Below are 18,104 nucleotides of genomic sequence, written 5' to 3' on the forward strand. Positions count from 1 at the left end.
TGGGATTGGCACCTAAAAATTATGGATAGAACTCTTGCAGCATTTCTTCAATAGCATAGCCTACTCCATGCTCATTATTCGTCAAAGTGGAGTATTTACATACCTCTTTGATCTCTGGAGCGGCATTGCCCATTGCAACGCCTCGACCAACAGCTTCTAGCATGCTTTTGTCATTGAGGTTATCGCCAAGTGCCATTATATCCTTCATATCAATACCATATGCTTGTGCAACTTGCTTTAAAGCAATGCCTTTTTTGGCATATGGGTGATTGATTTCTACATTAATGTTTCCAGAAGAGGTGATGGTTACGCCTGGTTGTTTGATCAGCTGTGTATAGGCACCCTGCAGTTTCGCTTTTTCTAAAGAAAATCCGAGCATTTTGAACACCTCAATAGATGCGTCTTGAAAGATGACATCGTAATCCTCAAGGAAGTCCACATCCTCCTCTTGAAACCGCATCGATACTCTTTCTTCAACTTCCTCGTCGGTTACATGCGGATTCGCCGTTCTTAAAACATCCGCCATTACTTGCTTAAAATAAGCACGACTGCCAGAGTATGTTCCTTTATTAGTGAAAAATTCTACATACATATCAAATTCGTTACAAATAGAAAAGACATGTTCACAAGTTTCTTTATTTAAGGGCACACTCGTTATAATGTTTTGCTTTTCATCATAAACCTTTGCTCCGTTTAAACAAATGATTGGCGCGTTCAATCCTGCTGCCTGTAATGGCTTTTGCGCAGCTTTAAAGGATCTGCCCGTTGCTACGACAAACTTAATTCCAAGATTCATTGCTTTTTTAATTGCTTCCACGTTCTCTTTGCTTATTTCGCCTTCTTCGTTTAAAAGTGTGCCGTCTAAATCGGTTGCTATTAGTTTCATAATCTCGCCACCTTATGTAGTAGTTATTGAATTGCTGGTATCTTTATTTTTACTGTAAATTCTTCATTTTTATAGGTGAAGTCTAAATGACCATTATGTTTTTTGACCATTTCATCAATAAGCATTGTTCCGAGTCCTTGATGATCACCCTCTTTTGTAGTATTTCCATATGAGCGAAATAAATCATCTAATATATCATTTGGAATAGGGAGGCTGCTGTTTTTACATAGGAGTACATATAAGCCACTCCGCTTGTAAAATTGGAGTGAAAGGAATGGATTTTGATGGTGCTTTTTTCGCCATTCCATACAAGCCTCTATACTATTGGATAACAAATTTCCGATTAACGTGACAAGGTCTTTATCGTTTATCGGTAAAGTGGAAATGGGAACATCGATGTCATATACGGCATCTATGTTTTCCTTCTTTGCCAGTTGATACATATGATGAAGAACCCCAGCTATCGTACCCCGCTCTCCTTTTATGGACAAATTCGTTTCCTCGTATTGAGAAACTAATTCATCTAAGTATTGCTTTGCATCATCCGGGTTATTCTGTTCAAGTAGAAAATGAATAGCGGAAATATGCTTTAAAAACTCATGTCTTTCACTACGTACAATTCGAAAGGTTTCATTCATGTGCGCACGTTCTTTCGTAAAATCAGCTACGGTTTGGTTGAGATTATAAATGGTGTTGCACATTGAAATACGTACTACCTCTGTACCTATAAAAGAAAGGAAGAGGACCATATAAAACCAAGATGGATCCATAACGATATAGGTTAGTATAAATAGGATTTGCATACTATAGAAAAACAGATGCCAACCCTTTTTTAGTCCAGAGAATGGTAATAAAATCTTTTTCTGTAAAAGGGAAATAATCAATAAAACGAAAAGGATTGTTACATAGATTGGTATTTTAATTGATAGAATTTGAACCAATCCATAAAAATGAAAACTTGCTAATACGCTAATCGTACCCCAATAAAATAATGAGTTTCTAGAAATCTCTACCACCTCTTAGAAGTAATGATGTTGAAGGAAATCTACTTTTTCTTTTGTAATCATTGCTTTTTCCTCAATTCCTTCAAACGTTACAACATAGGAATTTTTCGCATACAGAGAAAAGTTTTTAATGTAATGAACGTTAATAATATACGAACGATGAGAGCGTAAAAAATCCCGCTCCCGTAGTTCTCCTTCTAACTCATTTAACGTTTGATATATTTTAATTTGCTCGGCTTTCGTATGTATTGTTGTGGAGCGACCTGTCCGCTCGATGAAAATGATGTCCTTTTTTTGAACGATGTGTATGTCATTTTTCTGTTTTACATAAAGTCTTCCTTTTATTTCTGCCGTTTTGGTTTTAGCGATAAGTCTTTCAATCGATTTTATTAATCGTTCTTTCGGATACGGCTTCATTATGTAATCATGCACGTTCAGCTCAAATGCATGGACAGCATACCCGCTATTACCAGTAACAAAAATAACGGCAATATTCAAAGCATGGGAATGGATAATATCCGCCAACTCATATCCGGATAGGTTTGGCATCTCAATGTCGGCGATTAGTAAATCAATTTCTTCTTTTTTAATGTGCTCATATGCTTCTTCTGCAGATTGAGTAGAAAAGACCAGCTCCAAATCAGCTAATTGAGAAACAATCCCTTCTAATTTATCTAAATCGATAAAGCGGTCATCTACAATACCAACTTTCATTATGGTCGCCTCACAAACTATAAGAAAAATTACTTTTCCAAATTATGCATTTATTATAGCATCTAAAAATGGAAAATTGCCCTTTTTACGACATGAAATGGAATTTTTACGACATAAGTGCTGATTATTTGATTTTTCCTTTGTAAGATAAAATCAAGAAATGACTTGGTGAGGTGAAGAAATGATTGAGATTAAAGAGGTAACAAAGAAATTTAAAGATAAAAAGGTGCATGTGACAGCGCTAAAACATATTTCTCTTACAGTAGAAAAAGGGCAAGTAGTAGGACTTTTAGGAGAAAATGGTGCAGGTAAGACGACACTGTTACGGTCGATTGCGACGCTTTTAACTCCAAGCGAAGGGTCTATAACAGTAGATGGTTTCGATACGGTGAAAAATACGAATGACATTAAGAAAAAAATTGGTGTATTGTTTGGAGGAGAAACGGGGCTTTATGACCGTTTAACAGCTAAGGAAAATTTAGAGTATTTTGCTACTTTATATGGATTAGGAAAACATGAGACAAAGGTTCGTATTAATGATCTATCAAAAATGTTCGGTATGAAGGACTATTTGGATCGAAAGGTTGGCGGATTTTCAAAAGGGATGCGTCAAAAGGTAGCCATTGCAAGAACACTCATCCATGACCCAAGCATCATCCTATTCGATGAGCCAACAACAGGTCTCGATATTACCTCTTCGAATGTGTTTCGTCAGCTTGTTCATCAATTAAAGCAAGAAGATAAGACGATTGTGTTTTCTAGCCACATAATGGAGGAAGTATCTATGCTTTGTGATAGTGTGGCAATGATGCATAAAGGGGAAGTCGTTTACAAAGGAAATTTAGAAGAGCTTTATGAAGAAGAGGGTAGCCGTGATTTGAACTATATATTCATGAGTAAGCTTGTAAGGGGTGACGTATAATGTTTAAAATCTTTTTAAAAGAAATGAAGGATTCGTTCCGTGATCGCCGTACGTTAGTTTTAACTGTACTTTTACCAGTAATTATGATGACCGGATTAACATTATTCTATGAAAATATGATTTCCGGTGATGAGGAGAAGACGTATACGTTAGCTGTAGAAACAGACATTGCTCCTGAAGAAGAGGGTATTCTTTCGTCCATTGAGAATATTGAAATGGTGAAAGTGGAGGATATAGAAGAAACGTTAGCCGAGGGCGATGCTCAAGCAGGTATCCGCTTTTCGGAAGCATTTGGAGAAAACGTTAGCAATGGGGAAGCTGCTACCGTTCAAATATATGGAGACTCTTTAAGTCAAAACTCTGCTAGTTTAATGAGTCTACTAAACAATATACTAAGTGAATACGAAAAAACGGTAATAGCAGATCGTTTACAACAAGAAGAGGTTGATTTAGCTCTCATCCAGCCATTTACAGTGGAGCAATTCGAAATATCGGAGGATGATATTGGGTTATCCATGCTAGCCATGTTGATTCCGCTTATGTTAGCCATTGCAATTGGGGTTGGTTCTGGACCTTCAGCTTCTGACTTGTTTTCAGGAGAAAAGGAAAAGAAAACAATGGAAGCCTTATTAATGTCACCAATTAAGCGTTCTACCTTAGTATTTGCAAAATGGTTAGCGATCTCTACAATCGGTGCAATTACAGGTATTATTACGTTAATTGTCGTATCACTTGAGATCGCCTTTTTAACGGAAAACCTAAAAAATGCAGTATCATTCGGTGATAATGCAGCAGTTATTATTGGAATCGGTGTTTTGATTACCATTGTTTATGCGATGTTTATTGCTTCGCTCCAAATGGTGACAAGTATTATAGCGAAGACAGTAAAAGAATCCCAAAGCTATAGTACACCAGTTATGATGCTGCCGGTATTTCCAGTTATGTTTGTAACCAACATCGGCATTAACGAATTAGCTTTTCATCATTTTGTCATTCCGTTTATGAATCTATTTAGTTTAATGAAAGAATTGTTATTCGGAATCGTGAACTATGAGCATATATTGCTTACAGTAGGTAGCAACATTGCTTTCATGATTGTATTCTTTATAATTGGTAGAATTCTATTTATGAAAGATAAGTGGGTCATGAATTAACGGATGAATCCCTAGGCCAAATCCTTAATGGTGGTCTAGGGATTTGTTTTTCTAATTCGCTATGTTATAGTTTAAGTACGATTAGGAGGTTGATGCGATTATGCAAAACCATACATTTGAAGTGCAGCATCATCAAAAGACCATTCAGCTTAAGGCGACAAAATTGTTTATCTATCACCAAGCGGAAATCATAGAGGCAAAAAGCAAGAAAAGGGAAGTTTATTATTTGATTTTTTATAAGTATCAATTTATAAATGCTGTAAAAGCTACGAAAATACGACTCAACTCCTTTCTAGCACGAGCTCTTCAAACAGACATGGCCTATACACCATCACACCCATTCTGCGAAAAATTGCTATCTTCTCACAAACCATATAATATGATGCCCTACCAAGCGCTACTGACAAAATTGAAAAAGCACTATACCCCACAAGAAATGGCATACATCTTAACCTTTTTTGAATCCTTTTACCCGAAGAAACAATTGTATCAGGAAATTAAATCCATTTTTTATGAATATCGACGCAATGGTCAGCTGTTCCTTGGCTATCGAATTTTGCGTGTTTTAATGGGATTTGCACCAGGAAGTAAGTTTGTAAAAGACGTAGCGAATGATCTGACTTTCCAAAAGTATGAAGCTCTGTATCGCGATATGTCTGATGAATTATACAAAAAGGATCTGCTTTTTACCGAAGTTTGGTTAAATCAACATCTCAATCATGACAAGAGCTTTCAGCAGTTGCTACATTTATTAAAGAATGAAGAAAGATGGATCGATGTTCTAGGCTTGTATGCTCATAAGCTAATGCAAAATCCATCTGAGTTTTTCTATTTACCCCTTATTAATCTTCTTCAGGAACATTTCAATGAAAAGGAAAGACTGCTCTTTTTAGAACAGCTATCTTCTAAAACCCCGACATTTTTACCTTTGTTACAAGACTTATTTGATCTATACGTAAAGATGGAATATATGGATCAAGTACTTACCTTGCTGTCGACAGGATCCTTTAAGCTTCATAAAGAGCAAATGGAAAAGTTAAGCGAAATGCTCGAAACCCAAAAAATGAACACGGATGTATTGGAACCGAAAAAACTCCAAATCGTCATCAAACATATTCTTCATAAATTTCCGGAAAAAGCAGAAGGTTTACTTCATAAATATGTGAAGGAATTACTTGAGATTAAGGAGCCAGCCTATATAAAAGAGTGGTTAACTCCCTTTTTAGAGCTTTGCAGCGATCAAACGATTTTTGAACAAATTGAAGTTATGGAAAAGGAGAGTAGGGAGCTTGAAAATATGCAAGCCCTAGGTGAGCTTTATTATGAATTTCAGCAATTTGATAAAGCGCTCGAATGTTTCAGCTGGGAGATGGAATTAAATCCAAGTGATCCAAAGCCTCTACAATGGCTATCCAAGGTTTATGCTGATATGGGAAATACAGATGAAGCCGATGCCTATCGGAAACTATGTATAGAACTACAGAGGTTCGCATGAGCTTTGCTTCTCCTCCTGTTTCTGTGTAAACTACAGGATAGATACGAAATCGATCTAATAGGAGAGGGATACACATGGATTTACAGTTAAAAGGTAAAAATGTCTTAATCACTGGTGGTTCAAAAGGTATAGGAAAAGCAATAGCTCAAGGCTTTGTTAAGGAAGGCGCCAATGTAGGTATAGCCTCCCGAGGTGTAGAAGCTTTAACAGAAGCAAAGAAAGAGCTTGGTGAACAGGTTTCCATTTTCCCAACAGATATTACAATCGCAACCGATCGAGAAAAATTAATGGAGACATTTGTTAGTGAGTTTGGAAGTATTGATATATTAATTAACAATGCTGGTGGTAGCAGTGGTACAACCGTAATGGAAACCGACATGGATTTATTTCACCAGGCACTGGAACTAAATTACTTTTCTGCTGTTCATTTAAGCAAATTAGCTGTAGAAGAGATGAAGAGAAAAGGAAATGGCGCCATTATTAATATTTCATCCATTTATGGTCGGGAAAGCGGCGGAAAGCCAACCTATAACAATGCGAAGGCTGCTTTAATTAGCTTTACGAAATCGTTAGCAGATGAAGTCAGAAAAGATGGGATTCGAGTAAATAGCGTTGCTCCAGGAAGCGTTTTACATGAATCTGGGAATTGGAAGAAACGATTAGAAGCAGATCCTGAGGGGATTGGTGCATTTGTGAAGCGAGATATTCCTGCAGGACGTTTTGGAAAGCCGGAAGAAATCGCTAACGTTGTCTTATTTTTAGCATCGGAAAAGGCTTCTTGGGTTGTAGGGACTAGTATTAATGTGGACGGTGGTCAATCTAAGATGAATTTTTAAGGATTACATTTTTTGAAAGTGAAAGGATAATAAGAAATGCTGTAAAGGGGGTGTTGTCATGCAAGAAATCAAAAAAGGACAAGGGCGTTTTTATGTTGGGGAAAGTGAAGATAACCTAAAGGCTGAGATTACATTTGTAGAATCTAAAAACAATGTTCTAACAGTGGACCATACATTTGTATCCGAAGAATTACGTGGCTCTGGAATGGCGGGGAAATTAGTAGATAAAATGGTGAACTTTGCGAGAGAAGAAGGCAAGAAGATTGAACCAATATGTGAATATGCAAAGAAAAAGATAGAGAAAACACCTGAGTATCAGGATGTTTTAGTATAGTAAATGAAAAGATTAAGTGGAAGGAACTTTCTGCTTAATCTTTTTTTTTGTTCTTATTTGTGAACGAAATCTGTTGAAGTTATGAAAAGTTTAAGTATAATAGAATTATAATGTTCTTAATTGAGAAAAATAATTCGTTGGAAAGGATAGCTGGATGAAAAAGAAAAGTATTACATTATTAGTAAATAGTATTACTACGATATGTATTCTCATTGGAATCATTTCTTTCATCGCAGTTCTCCAGTCAAAGTCCGGACAAGCACAACCACCTACACTATTAAACCATCAGTTCATGACAGTACTTTCTGGAAGTATGGAGCCTCTATTGGAGCCTGGTGACCTCATTATCATTAAACAAACAAATCAAGCAGAACGAAATGATGTTGTAACCTATCAAAAGTCTAATAATACCTATGTAACGCACCGTGTGACTGAAATTGTGAAGGGGAACGGAACAACAGCTTTGCGGACAAAAGGTGATGCAAATAATGTTGCCGATGCGAATCTTGTTCACTTGGATCAATTAGTGGGTACACTAGCGTTTACGATACCTAATGGTGGATATATCATTCAATTTCTAAAAAGTCCTATTGGAATCATAACAGTTATCTCAGCTTTTATTGTGGTAATAACCATTTGGAAAACAATCCAAAGACATAGGAATCTAACAAGGAAAGGTTCCTCATCATCGCTTTCAAATGGAAAAATATAACTCTATTATTTTGGAGGTGAACCATTTTTTGATGCAAATGAAGTACTTAATTTAGGAGGAGAAGAAATGATAGCTTATATGAAAAAGCATAAATTTTTATTTAGTGTTATAGGTTTGGTATTATTTGTGGCTGCCATTGCTGGAACTACAGCTTATTTTAGTAAAAGCTTTTCGAGTAAAAATACGGCAATTGCAGCAAGCTTTGATGTAGATGTTGTGAATGAGGATGGTACAAAAATTGGTGACGGACAGTTTAACTTAGATGAGGAGCTCTATCCTGGAATGGATACTTTGGAAGCGTACCATTTTGAGATAAGAAAAAATAATACAAGTCTTCCAACAGAGTATCATGTAAACCTAGAAGGTAGTGGAGGTTTATTCCCATCAAGCGGAGACTCACCAATTTCGTTAACACTAGAGAAGAAAATTGGTGATAAGTGGGAAGTAATCAATCATCAATCCTCTTTTAAGCTAGATCAAGACACCGAACAGTTCCGAATTTTAGTAGATTGGCCACATGGGGATAATGATATTCAATTCCAAGGAAAAAAAGGGAATATTAAGTTAGAAGTTATTGCTACACAAGTAGATGAGGAAGAGGAACCAGAAGGCCCACCATATTATACAGGAGCAATCGATTTTAAAGTGACACCGAATGGGAAAACATTTAAAACAGCAGATAAGGAAGTAAACTTTTATGTAGAGAATGGAATGAAAGTCATAGAGGTTTATATGGGAGAAGAAGATGAGGAATTCAAAGAAAAAGTAGGAGATCTTAGAATAGTAGAGTCTGTTGATGATAATGGAGAAACATGGTATCGAGTATATTCGGAAAATGAGTATTTTGCGAGTGAAAATCAAATGTGGCGAGTAAGAGAGTCTAGTGTGGATACTTCTACTAATGGCGTTCTTTTATTTGATAAAACGCTAGCACCATACTTATCTATTGAATCGCAAGTATTATACGATTGGTTTTTAGCGAATAAGTAAAAAGCAGGAAGACAATCATTAAAACGATTGTCTTCCTTTTTTAATGTGACTTATTTAATAGAATAAACAATAAAACCAATAGAACAATATCAAGTCTAGCTTGGAAGGCAAACTGTAAAAAGCCAGAATGTAGGATTGGAACTTTTGTAAATAAAATAGCACCAATCATAATAATCATTAAAGGAATTGTGGCGTATTTTACATATCTGTTTGTAAGGAGTAAAAGACCGCATCCGACTTCTAGAAAGGCGATTACATACAATGTTTGCTGAGGTAAAGGTAATCCTAAGCCCATAAAATGATTGGCAACTTCTGAGCTTAACACTTTCATAATACCTGAAACGATAAATACATAGGCAACAACATAACGAATGAAACGTAACGTTTGAACTGATGTATACATGTCCATCCCCTCCATAATCATTTGTATGCACCATTTCGGACAAACAGTATAAAAAACAGTTATGATTTTGTAAAATAATAATAAAATATTCTGAAAAAGTGTAGAAATTGGAAAAGATTCCTGTAAAATGGAAGAAGTGTATAATACGCTGAAAGTAGGGGAGAGCATGACCATATTAGAGGTTAAAGATTTACATAAATCCTTTGGGGAAGTTCATGCGGTACAAGGCATAAGCTTTACTGTTAAAAAGGGTGAAATTTTCACGATTATTGGACCGAATGGAGCCGGGAAAACGACAACATTAGAAATGATCGAAGGGCTAGTTCCACCTGACCAAGGAGAAATCATAGTTGATGAATTGAATTGGAAGGATCACGCAGAGCAAATAAAAATGAAGATTGGGGTTCAACCACAATCTAGCGCTATGTTTGACTTACTCTCACCAGAGGAGAATTTAAATCTCTTTGCATCCTTTTATGATAAGTCCCGCTCAACAGAAGAAATTTTGGAAATGGTTAGTTTAACAGAGCACCGAAATAAGCATGTGAAAAAATTATCTGGTGGCCAACGACAACGACTTGCAATCGGTTTAGCAATGATCAGTGATCCAGAAATTATTTTCCTTGATGAACCTACAACTGGCTTAGACCCGCAAGCACGCCGCAACATTTGGGATATTGTCCTCAAGCTTAAAGAATTAGGTAAAACCACAATATTAACAACCCATTACATGGAAGAAGCAGAACAATTAAGTGATCGAGTATGTGTAGTCGACCAAGGAAAAGTTGTTACATTAGATTCTCCTGCAGCTTTAATTGATAAACTAACGGAGGAAAGAGAAATTCGACTGTCTTTCCTTGATGGGGAAGAGGCAGCGATGGAAGGTGAACAATTCGCAAGCAATCTTAATACGGTTACGAAGACGGAGCGAGATGGAGCGGCCGTGAAGCTATGGACAATAAAACCGGAAGATACGTTATACGATTTGTTTGGTTTTACAAAAGAAAAAGCATACCAAGTAGAACAAGTGTCCATCCATGAAATGAGCCTGGAGGATGTCTTTATTGCCTATACAGGAAAGGAGTGGAGGGACTAAAATGAACCAGTTCAAGCAAATGTTTTTAGCACAATTAAAAATTACTTTACGGGAAAAGCAAGCATGGTTTTGGGGGATATTCTTTCCGGTCATTTTAATGGTCATCTTCATGGTGATTTTTAGTGGTAGCTCTGAGGAAGACTTCAAAGCTGAGGTTGCAATTGTTAATGAAAATCCAAATGCTACTTCAGAAATGATGCTCAGTCAATTAGAAGCAATTCCAGTATTAGAAATGGAAGAGGAATCGGTGAGCAGAGAAGAAGCAGAGGAGCTTGTAAAGGAACAAGAGATAAGCGCTGCAATCGTTTTACCAGAGTCAGAGGAAGCAACTGATATTCTGCTTATTGTCAATAAAGAAGATGAGCAAGGAACCACCACCCAAGCTGTGTCAGGAATTTTAAATAACTTCGTTCAACAAACAAATCTTTATGCTGCAGGGGCAACACCGGTTTATAGCCTAGACTTTGAATCTATCTCTGCAGGAAGCGATGACTTAGATTATCAAGATTTTCTTTTAACAGGTATGATTGCATTAGCCATTGCACAAGGCGGACTGTTTGGAATGGTGGACCTTGTTGAGATGCGAAGAAAAGGGCTTCTGAAACGACTACGAATGACACCTGCGAAAATGGGAATCTTCGGGTTTAGTGACATGGTAATGCGTGTGATTTTTAGCGTCGTTCAGATTCTATTGTTGTCTTTAATTGGGGTTTTTGTGTTTGGAGCCAATTTACATATTAACTTTTTAAGTTTAACGATAATCTTTTTAATTGGCGCTTTATCCTTTAATGCTTTAGGATATTTCTTTTCCTCCTTTAGTAAAACAACGGAAGCGTATATGGGCATGGCGAACATTGTGAGCTTTGTGATGATGTTTTTAAGCGGGGTTTTCTTCCCAATTGAACAAATGCCAGACTGGCTACAACCAATTTCTCAAGTTTTACCTCTAACATATTTTGTGGAAGGATTACGTGATAGCATGGTTTATGCAACAGGCATTGTTTCCGGCCCACTGTGGATTGGTGTCGGCGTACTAGTTGCATGGGGAGCGGTTTCCTATTTACTAGGCTCCTGGTTATATAAAACAAAATCGATCGTTTCTACTAGATAAGGATGAAGGCGGTTCCTATGGGGGACCGCCTTTGTTGTGGTTTTGTGAGCAGAGTTGGGGCTGTGGGGTAGCGTTGGGGCTGTGGAACATAAATGGGGCAGGTTGGTTGAATAAGGGCGTGATGTGAATCAATGACCCGGTGCGGTGGAACATAAAAACGGAAAGGTGGAACATAAGGGGTGGATGTTGGAACAGAGTTGTGACTGTGGAACATAAATGGGGCAGGTTGGTTGAATAAGGGCGTGATGTGAATCAATGACCCGGTGCGGTGGAACATAAAATCCAGATTATGAATCATAAACCACATCCCTTTAAGAAACCTTCCATTTTAGCAGTTAAAACTCCGTATGTTATCATTAAAGAAAATGTCAGTCAGAAAAGGTGTATAATGATGCAAAAAGTAATCGTGGTTGGAGCAGGAATCTTAGGGGCGTCTACAGCTTATCACCTTGCTAAATCAGGGGTAAATGTGACCATTGTTGATCGACAGGATAAAGGTCAAGCAACCGATGCTGCAGCTGGAATTGTATGTCCCTGGCTTTCGCAGCGGCGAAATAAAGCCTGGTATCAACTTGTAAAAGGTGGAGCGCGATATTATCCAGAATTAGTAAAAGAATTAGAGAGCGACGGCCAATTTGATACAGGATATCGAAAAGTTGGTGCTATTAGCCTACATTCTGATGAAGATAAAATAGAAAAAATGGTAGAGCGGGCGAAGAAACGAAGAGAAGATGCACCTGAGATTGGGGAAATTAAGCGATTGACACCTACTGAAACGAAAAAACTGTTTCCTGCTATTTCCGATGAATATGGTTCTGTTTTTGTTAGTGGTGGAGCCCGTGTGAATGGGAGAAAGCTTCGTAATGCCTTGATTAATGGAGCGATTAAACATGGCGCAACATTTATTAGAGGAAATGCGGGACTTGTTCAGGAAAACAATACAATAGTTGGTGTAACGGTTCGTAATGCAAAATATTTAGCGGATCAAGTCATTGTAACAGCAGGTGCTTGGGCACACGATTTGTTAAAGAGTATCCATGTACATTTCATGGTTACCCATCAGAAGGCGCAGATTTTACATTTAGAGTTAGAAAACCAACAAACAGAAAATTGGCCAGTTATCATGCCACCTAATGATCAATATATTTTGTCTTTTGAAAATGGGCGAATCATTGTAGGTGCGACACATGAGGATGAGGATGGGTTTGATCATAGGGTTACAGCTGGTGGATTGCAGGAAATATTACAAAAAGCATTATTGGTTGCACCAGGGCTAGCGGATGGTACAGTTGTCGAGACGAGAGTAGGGTTTCGACCATTTACTCCTGGCTTTTTACCTGTGTTTGGACCCATTCCTGGCATAAACGGAATGCTTGTTGCAAATGGTCTTGGCGCTTCAGGTTTAACAGCAGGACCTTATTTAGGTGCAGAGCTTGCTAAATTAGCCCTAGGGAAAGCGTTAGAATTGGAAATAGAGCGATACGATGTAGGACAAGCGATAGAATAATCGACAAAAATCAACAAAAATCGGGAAGTGACAGGCACCCAAAAACCCAAATCGACAGGAGGCAGGATGGTGGCTAGGGAGCGGAAGTTTTCAACGGGGGATTTGTTTCAGGTGGTAGAGCGTCTTCTACTTGAGCATGGATATGATGGTTTGAACTTTGGTTTATTGGCAGAGGAGCTGCATATTTCTAGAGGGGCATTGTATAAGTATTATGAGAATAAAGAGGATTTAGTGCTGGAATATATGATTCATAAAATGCATAAATTCTTTGATGATATTAAACAAATTAAGGAATACAAAAGCTTTCAAGAGCAGTTTGATTTCTTGTTTGATGTAATGTTCCAATATGCTACTATTGTTCAGTTATTGGCAAGAGCACATGAAAATCCGCAGACTAAAAAGGATCAGATTGCCAAGAACAAAAAAATAATGGATGAATACCATTTGGAGATTTACGGACATTTAGAAGATTTTATCGAGCTTGGTAAACAGGAAGGCGTGCTAAAGAAAGATATTCCAGATAAGGTTATGCTGGCTATGATTTTTCAAACCGTAATTATGCCAAACCATTTTGGCGTGCCAGAGGAGGAATGGGTCCGTTTTATAAAGGAAATATTAAGCAATGGTATGTTCGTTCATCCTAATTGACGCTTGTGTTACTTTACTACATACTGATGTAGTAAAGTACTCGATTCATCGTAAGCAAGATGATATTCAAGGATTGGGGGAAAAATATAAAACAAAAATCTACACGAGGTTGTAGATTTACTTTATATTCAAAGTGACACTACTGTCACTATAAAGGAGTGAATTAGATGAGAAAAGGAATTCGTATAATTACAGATGCTGTAACGACGAAAAAGGGAATGTGGATCACACTCGTATCCTGGTTAATGGTTATGACCTTACTGATGGTTTTTACACCGGGTGCAAGTGATTATAAGGTAGGAAGTGTAGATTCTTTGCCGGATGATGCGAAGTCGGTTATTGCACAAAATAAAATCGATCAATACTTTGAAGGGGCAGATTATTTGCCTGCACTACTTGTTTATCAATCTGATGAAGGTGAAATCAATCCAGAAGAGCTTTATAACAAGCTTGTAGAGCTTACGCCGGAAAAGGTAGAGGGGCTACAGCAAATTATACCGTTTGAACAAATTCCACCAGAAGCAGTGGCTAGCTTTTTATCGGAGGATAGAACAACGGGAGTGGTTCCGTTTGGCTTTGATTCCAATATGGAAATCGATGCCTTAGAGGTTAGTCTAGAACAAGTTACAAAAATATCGGAGCAAGGTAAGAATTTAAGCGTAACCATTACTGGTCCTGCCGGTATAGCAGTAGATACGGTAAATTTATTTAGTCGCGCTGATATTGTATTAATTTTATCTACAGTTGGCTTAATTTTAATATTATTAATTATCATTTATCGTTCCCCATTACTTGCGCTTATTCCGTTATTAGCAGCAGGGTTTGTGTATGGTGTCGTGAATCAAATACTTGGATTGTTTGGAGCAGCAGGGTTACCGCTCGCAAGTCAATCGTTATCCATTATGTCCATTTTGCTTTTTGCAGCTGTTATTGATTATTCTTTGTTTGTCTTCTCCCGATATCGAGAAGAATTGAAAAAGCATGAGAGTAAGTTTGAATCGATGAGATACGCAATGAGAGAGACTGGCACACCTGTATTTTATTCTGGTGGTACGGTGTTAGCTGCAATGCTTGTTTTATTTTTTGCCGAGTTTGGGGATTATCAAAACTTTGCCCCTATTTTTGGTACAACTATGTTTGTTGTGATGATTTCATCTATTACCCTAGTACCAGCGCTATTTACGCTATTTGGTAGAAAATCCTTCTGGCCGAAAATTCCAAAGGTTGGAGATGGAACGGAAGACAAAACTACAATTTGGCATAAGATTGGAAAATTTGTTGTTCGAAAGCCAGCTTTTTCTGCTATCGCAATGGGTATTATTTTACTTGTTTCCGCAAGTAATGTATTCCATATGACCTACTCCTTTGATACGATAAAGTCTTTCCCTGAAGATATGCCATCGAGAGAAGGCTATGAGGTTTTGGAGGAGCAGTTTGCAAAAGGGGACTTAGCTCCAACTACTGTTCTATTTGAGGCAAAATCAGAGGTGTCAGAGAAGGATCAACAAGCGATATTAACAACGTTACAAGCACAGCCACTTGTTCGTAATGTACAAATCAATGCTGTTTCGGGTAATGCTGTTCAATACAGTGTAACGTTTGAAGAAAGTCCATATGCAATCGAAACCATGGATGCGTTAGAAGGAATGATGGAGGATGCTGATAAACTAGTGGCAGAAAGCAGTTTAGAAGGGAAGCTTTACTTTGCAGGTGAAACAGCTACGCAAATCGATGACCGTTCTGTAAACAATCGAGATTTAATTGTCGTGGTTGTGTTAGAAACGATATTAATTCTCGCCATGCTATTCTTCTTAACTCGTTCTATTAAAATGCCGATTTATATGATGGGAACCATTTTACTTTCGTTCCTAGCTGCATTAGGACTAGGAATGTTCTTGACGGACGTATTCTTCGATATAGAGTCTATTAGTAATCGAGTACCTCTATATTCATTTGTGTTTCTCGTAGCGCTCGGAATAGACTATAATATTATTTTAATTTCTAGATACTTGGAAGAACGCAAAAAACATGCTGTTAAGGAAGCAGTAGAGATTGCAGTAGCAAAAACGGGGGGAGTTATTTCCTCAGCTGGTCTTATTCTTGCAGCAACATTTGCTGTTCTCATGACACAACCAATTCAAATTCTATTTGTATTTGGGTTTATTGTAGCCATTGGTATACTATTGGATACATTCTTAATTAGAGGCGTATTAATGCCGGCGTTAATTGTTATGCTAGAGAAGGATAAAGAAAATATAGAACAGGGCTCGTGAACCTTTTTGAAAAGATATCAACTTCTAGTAGTTGGTATCTTTTTTCCAATTTACACGTTTAAAAATTTGTAGAGTACGTATACTACACGTTAAACAATCATGAGGAGGAAATGGTAGAATGGATAAGAAAAACAATAATACTAAGCAGGAAAAGCCGTTTGATAGGGAGCAAATGAATTCTTTAAAAGGAGACGAAAGCTTAACCAATGTTTCTTTTGTTCCAGGTGAAAATACGTATTTAAACGATACAGGTGATGAAGAATGAGCAATAAGAAGAGCAGGCGTGATCCTGATAGACTATCAAAGGATAGAGAGTCACATCCGTTTTCCGAGGAGCTTTCCGATGGTGGCGAAAGAAATGAGAATATAAAAAAGTTATCTTCTTCTAATCACAATAAACCTTAAAAGAGACAGCTTAGTTAACTTTTCTTAAGTTGTCTTTTTCATTTTTTGTTAAGCTTAAGTCGTGACTATGAATCGATTATGAGGTGAGATAATGGTTAATTGGTATGAGGAAGTGCTAGCTAGAAAGGATCAGCTTTTAGATGATTTATTTGGTCTCTTAAAGATTGAGAGTGTCAAAGATGAAACAACAGCATCAAAACAAAGTCCAATGGGGGAAAAAGTTGGGGAGGCATTGGATTATGTGTTAGAGCTTTCGAAGCGAATCGGTCTAGATACAAAAGATGTAGATGGATATGCGGGGCATGGTCAATATGGTAACAACGAAAGTGCTGATACGATAGGAATTCTGTGTCATGTAGATGTTGTGCCAGCAACAGGGGATTGGACAAGTCCTCCATTTGAGCCAACTATGCGAGATGGGAAAATTTTTGCAAGAGGAGCCATTGATGATAAAGGACCGACAATGGCTGCCTTTTATGGATTGAAAATAGTGAAAGAGCTTGGACTACCGATTCGCAAAAATGTAAGAATCATTTTTGGTACAGATGAAGAAAGTGGCATGAGCTGTATGAGGTATTATCAAGAAAAGGAAACCATGCCGAAAGTAGGCTTTGCACCTGATGCAGATTTCCCCATTATCCATGCCGAAAAGGGTCAAATGAATGTGAAGGTTACCGTTCCAACTGTAGAAAAATCCAGAGCCTATGAGTATGAGCTAATCTCATTCCAAGCAGGGAGTCGGATCAATATGGTCCCCGAAAAGGCGACAGCGATTTTGTCTGGTAATTTTGGAAACGTAAAATCATCCTTTGAACGCTTTGGTGTTCAGGAAAAAGTAAATTACGAGTGGAAAGAAAACGGAGAAGCAATTGAACTAGTTGTCTTTGGTAAGTCTGCACACGGTATGGAACCACACGTGGGGAAAAATGCAGGAACGATTTTAGCTAGCTTTCTTAGAACCCTAAACGTACAAGAGGCTGCTAAAACGTTTCTCGGCTTTGTAGCGGAATTACATAATGATTTTGAAGGTGAAGGTCTAGGTATTTCCTATCGCGATGATATTACAGGTTCCTTAACAGTTAATCCAGGTAAAATCCAATTTGAAAAGGATGGAGAAGTGGGGGCATTTTTAAATATACGATGTCCAGTAACTACAAATTATGAAAGCACAAAAGATAAACTTTATAAGCGAGTTGAAGAACAAGGATTAGTAGTAGCGGAATATCGACAATCCAAGCCCCACCATGTTAGTGGTGAGGATCCTATGATACTTGCGCTGCAAAAGGCATATCAAGAGGAAACGGGTGACCATCCAACGCTTCTATCCACTGGTGGCGGAACATATGCTAGGTTTATGGAAAAAGGCGTGGCATATGGTGCTAGTTTCCCCGGAAAAGAAATGACAGCCCATCAACAGGATGAGTATATAGAGGTGGAAGACCTAGTTAAAGCAACCGCTATCTACGCGAGAGCTATATATGAATTAGCAAAATAGAGGTAAGGAAAAAGCTTACTATAAGCAGATAACGTTTATAGTAGGCTATTTCTATGTGTTTTACTAGTGTACGATCCTTCTAGTCTAGTATCTATCAACGTTTTTCGCCTATTTTTAAT

At 37.7% G+C, this 18,104-nt stretch carries 19 protein-coding genes; 15 read left to right on the forward strand and 4 right to left on the reverse strand.

Annotation, left to right across the window (positions count from 1 at the left end):
- Positions 1 to 19: 19 nt before the first annotated feature.
- From C1A05_RS13705 to C1A05_RS13715, 3 genes are all read right to left on the reverse strand, one after another.
- Positions 20 to 886, reverse strand: a complete 867-nt coding sequence (locus C1A05_RS13705; RefSeq protein ID WP_102028810.1) for a Cof-type HAD-IIB family hydrolase — start codon at positions 884 to 886, stop codon at positions 20 to 22.
- Positions 887 to 909: 23 nt separating this feature from the next.
- Positions 910 to 1,587, reverse strand: a complete 678-nt coding sequence (locus C1A05_RS13710; RefSeq protein WP_234998547.1) for a sensor histidine kinase — start codon at positions 1,585 to 1,587, stop codon at positions 910 to 912.
- Between the two features lie 318 nt (positions 1,588 to 1,905).
- The gene (locus C1A05_RS13715) at positions 1,906 to 2,607 is read right to left on the reverse strand and encodes a LytR/AlgR family response regulator transcription factor (RefSeq protein WP_159462086.1); all 702 of its coding nucleotides are present in this window, start codon (positions 2,605 to 2,607) and stop codon (positions 1,906 to 1,908) included.
- A 178-nt stretch (positions 2,608 to 2,785) separates the two neighbouring features.
- On the opposite strand from C1A05_RS13715, the gene C1A05_RS13720 reads away from it, so the two are divergent.
- The 7 genes from C1A05_RS13720 (at position 2,786) to C1A05_RS13750 (ending at position 9,047) form a co-directional block, all read left to right on the forward strand.
- Positions 2,786 to 3,526 (forward strand): ABC transporter ATP-binding protein, encoded by a 741-nt coding sequence (locus tag C1A05_RS13720; RefSeq protein WP_102028812.1) that lies wholly within the window; start codon positions 2,786 to 2,788, stop codon positions 3,524 to 3,526.
- On the forward strand, positions 3,526 to 4,680 hold the full coding sequence (locus C1A05_RS13725) for an ABC transporter permease (protein WP_234998549.1): 1,155 nt from the start codon (positions 3,526 to 3,528) through the stop codon (positions 4,678 to 4,680). Before C1A05_RS13720 ends, C1A05_RS13725 begins: the two co-directional genes overlap by 1 nt.
- Positions 4,681 to 4,780: 100 nt before the next feature.
- Positions 4,781 to 6,175 (forward strand): hypothetical protein, encoded by a 1,395-nt coding sequence (locus C1A05_RS13730; RefSeq protein WP_102028814.1) that lies wholly within the window; start codon positions 4,781 to 4,783, stop codon positions 6,173 to 6,175.
- Positions 6,176 to 6,249: 74 nt separating this feature from the next.
- Positions 6,250 to 7,011: an SDR family NAD(P)-dependent oxidoreductase gene (locus C1A05_RS13735; RefSeq protein WP_102028815.1), complete on the forward strand. Its 762-nt coding sequence runs from the start codon at positions 6,250 to 6,252 to the stop codon at positions 7,009 to 7,011.
- A 58-nt stretch (positions 7,012 to 7,069) separates the two neighbouring features.
- Complete coding sequence (locus tag C1A05_RS13740; RefSeq protein ID WP_102028816.1) at positions 7,070 to 7,345, forward strand: GNAT family N-acetyltransferase; 276 nt, start codon at positions 7,070 to 7,072, stop codon at positions 7,343 to 7,345.
- Positions 7,346 to 7,499: 154 nt separating this feature from the next.
- Positions 7,500 to 8,057, forward strand: coding sequence for a signal peptidase I (locus C1A05_RS13745; RefSeq protein ID WP_102028817.1), 558 nt, complete (start codon positions 7,500 to 7,502; stop codon positions 8,055 to 8,057).
- 66 nt (positions 8,058 to 8,123) lie between these two features.
- Positions 8,124 to 9,047: a hypothetical protein gene (locus C1A05_RS13750; protein ID WP_102028818.1), complete on the forward strand. Its 924-nt coding sequence runs from the start codon at positions 8,124 to 8,126 to the stop codon at positions 9,045 to 9,047.
- A 40-nt stretch (positions 9,048 to 9,087) separates the two neighbouring features.
- Here the strand turns inward: C1A05_RS13750 and C1A05_RS13755 are convergent, their stop codons facing one another.
- Positions 9,088 to 9,450 (reverse strand): DoxX family protein, encoded by a 363-nt coding sequence (locus C1A05_RS13755; RefSeq protein ID WP_102028819.1) that lies wholly within the window; start codon positions 9,448 to 9,450, stop codon positions 9,088 to 9,090.
- A gap of 166 nt (positions 9,451 to 9,616) precedes the next feature.
- Here C1A05_RS13755 and C1A05_RS13760 point away from each other — a divergent pair, with 166 nt between their 5' ends.
- From C1A05_RS13760 to pepV, 8 genes are all read left to right on the forward strand, one after another.
- The gene (locus tag C1A05_RS13760) at positions 9,617 to 10,546 is read left to right on the forward strand and encodes an ABC transporter ATP-binding protein (protein WP_102028820.1); all 930 of its coding nucleotides are present in this window, start codon (positions 9,617 to 9,619) and stop codon (positions 10,544 to 10,546) included.
- Between the two features lies 1 nt (position 10,547).
- Positions 10,548 to 11,657 carry an ABC transporter permease gene (locus C1A05_RS13765; protein WP_234998551.1) on the forward strand — a complete coding sequence of 370 codons (1,110 nt, stop codon included), beginning with the start codon at positions 10,548 to 10,550 and terminating at the stop codon, positions 11,655 to 11,657.
- 391 nt (positions 11,658 to 12,048) lie between these two features.
- Complete coding sequence (locus C1A05_RS13770; protein WP_102028821.1) at positions 12,049 to 13,164, forward strand: NAD(P)/FAD-dependent oxidoreductase; 1,116 nt, start codon at positions 12,049 to 12,051, stop codon at positions 13,162 to 13,164.
- A gap of 69 nt (positions 13,165 to 13,233) precedes the next feature.
- Positions 13,234 to 13,812: a TetR/AcrR family transcriptional regulator gene (locus C1A05_RS13775; RefSeq protein ID WP_159462075.1), complete on the forward strand. Its 579-nt coding sequence runs from the start codon at positions 13,234 to 13,236 to the stop codon at positions 13,810 to 13,812.
- 167 nt (positions 13,813 to 13,979) lie between these two features.
- Complete coding sequence (locus C1A05_RS13780) at positions 13,980 to 16,085, forward strand: MMPL family transporter (RefSeq protein WP_102028823.1); 2,106 nt, start codon at positions 13,980 to 13,982, stop codon at positions 16,083 to 16,085.
- Between the two features lie 118 nt (positions 16,086 to 16,203).
- Complete coding sequence (locus C1A05_RS18070; protein WP_159462076.1) at positions 16,204 to 16,350, forward strand: hypothetical protein; 147 nt, start codon at positions 16,204 to 16,206, stop codon at positions 16,348 to 16,350.
- Complete coding sequence (locus C1A05_RS18075) at positions 16,347 to 16,490, forward strand: hypothetical protein (protein WP_159462077.1); 144 nt, start codon at positions 16,347 to 16,349, stop codon at positions 16,488 to 16,490. Before C1A05_RS18070 ends, C1A05_RS18075 begins: the two co-directional genes overlap by 4 nt.
- A gap of 91 nt (positions 16,491 to 16,581) precedes the next feature.
- On the forward strand, positions 16,582 to 17,985 hold the full coding sequence (gene pepV / locus C1A05_RS13785; protein ID WP_102028824.1) for a dipeptidase PepV: 1,404 nt from the start codon (positions 16,582 to 16,584) through the stop codon (positions 17,983 to 17,985).
- Positions 17,986 to 18,104 lie beyond the last annotated feature (119 nt).

This window comes from Salirhabdus sp. Marseille-P4669, from assembly GCF_900240405.1.
Taxonomy (GTDB): Bacteria; Bacillota; Bacilli; order Bacillales; family Alkalibacillaceae; genus OEQK01.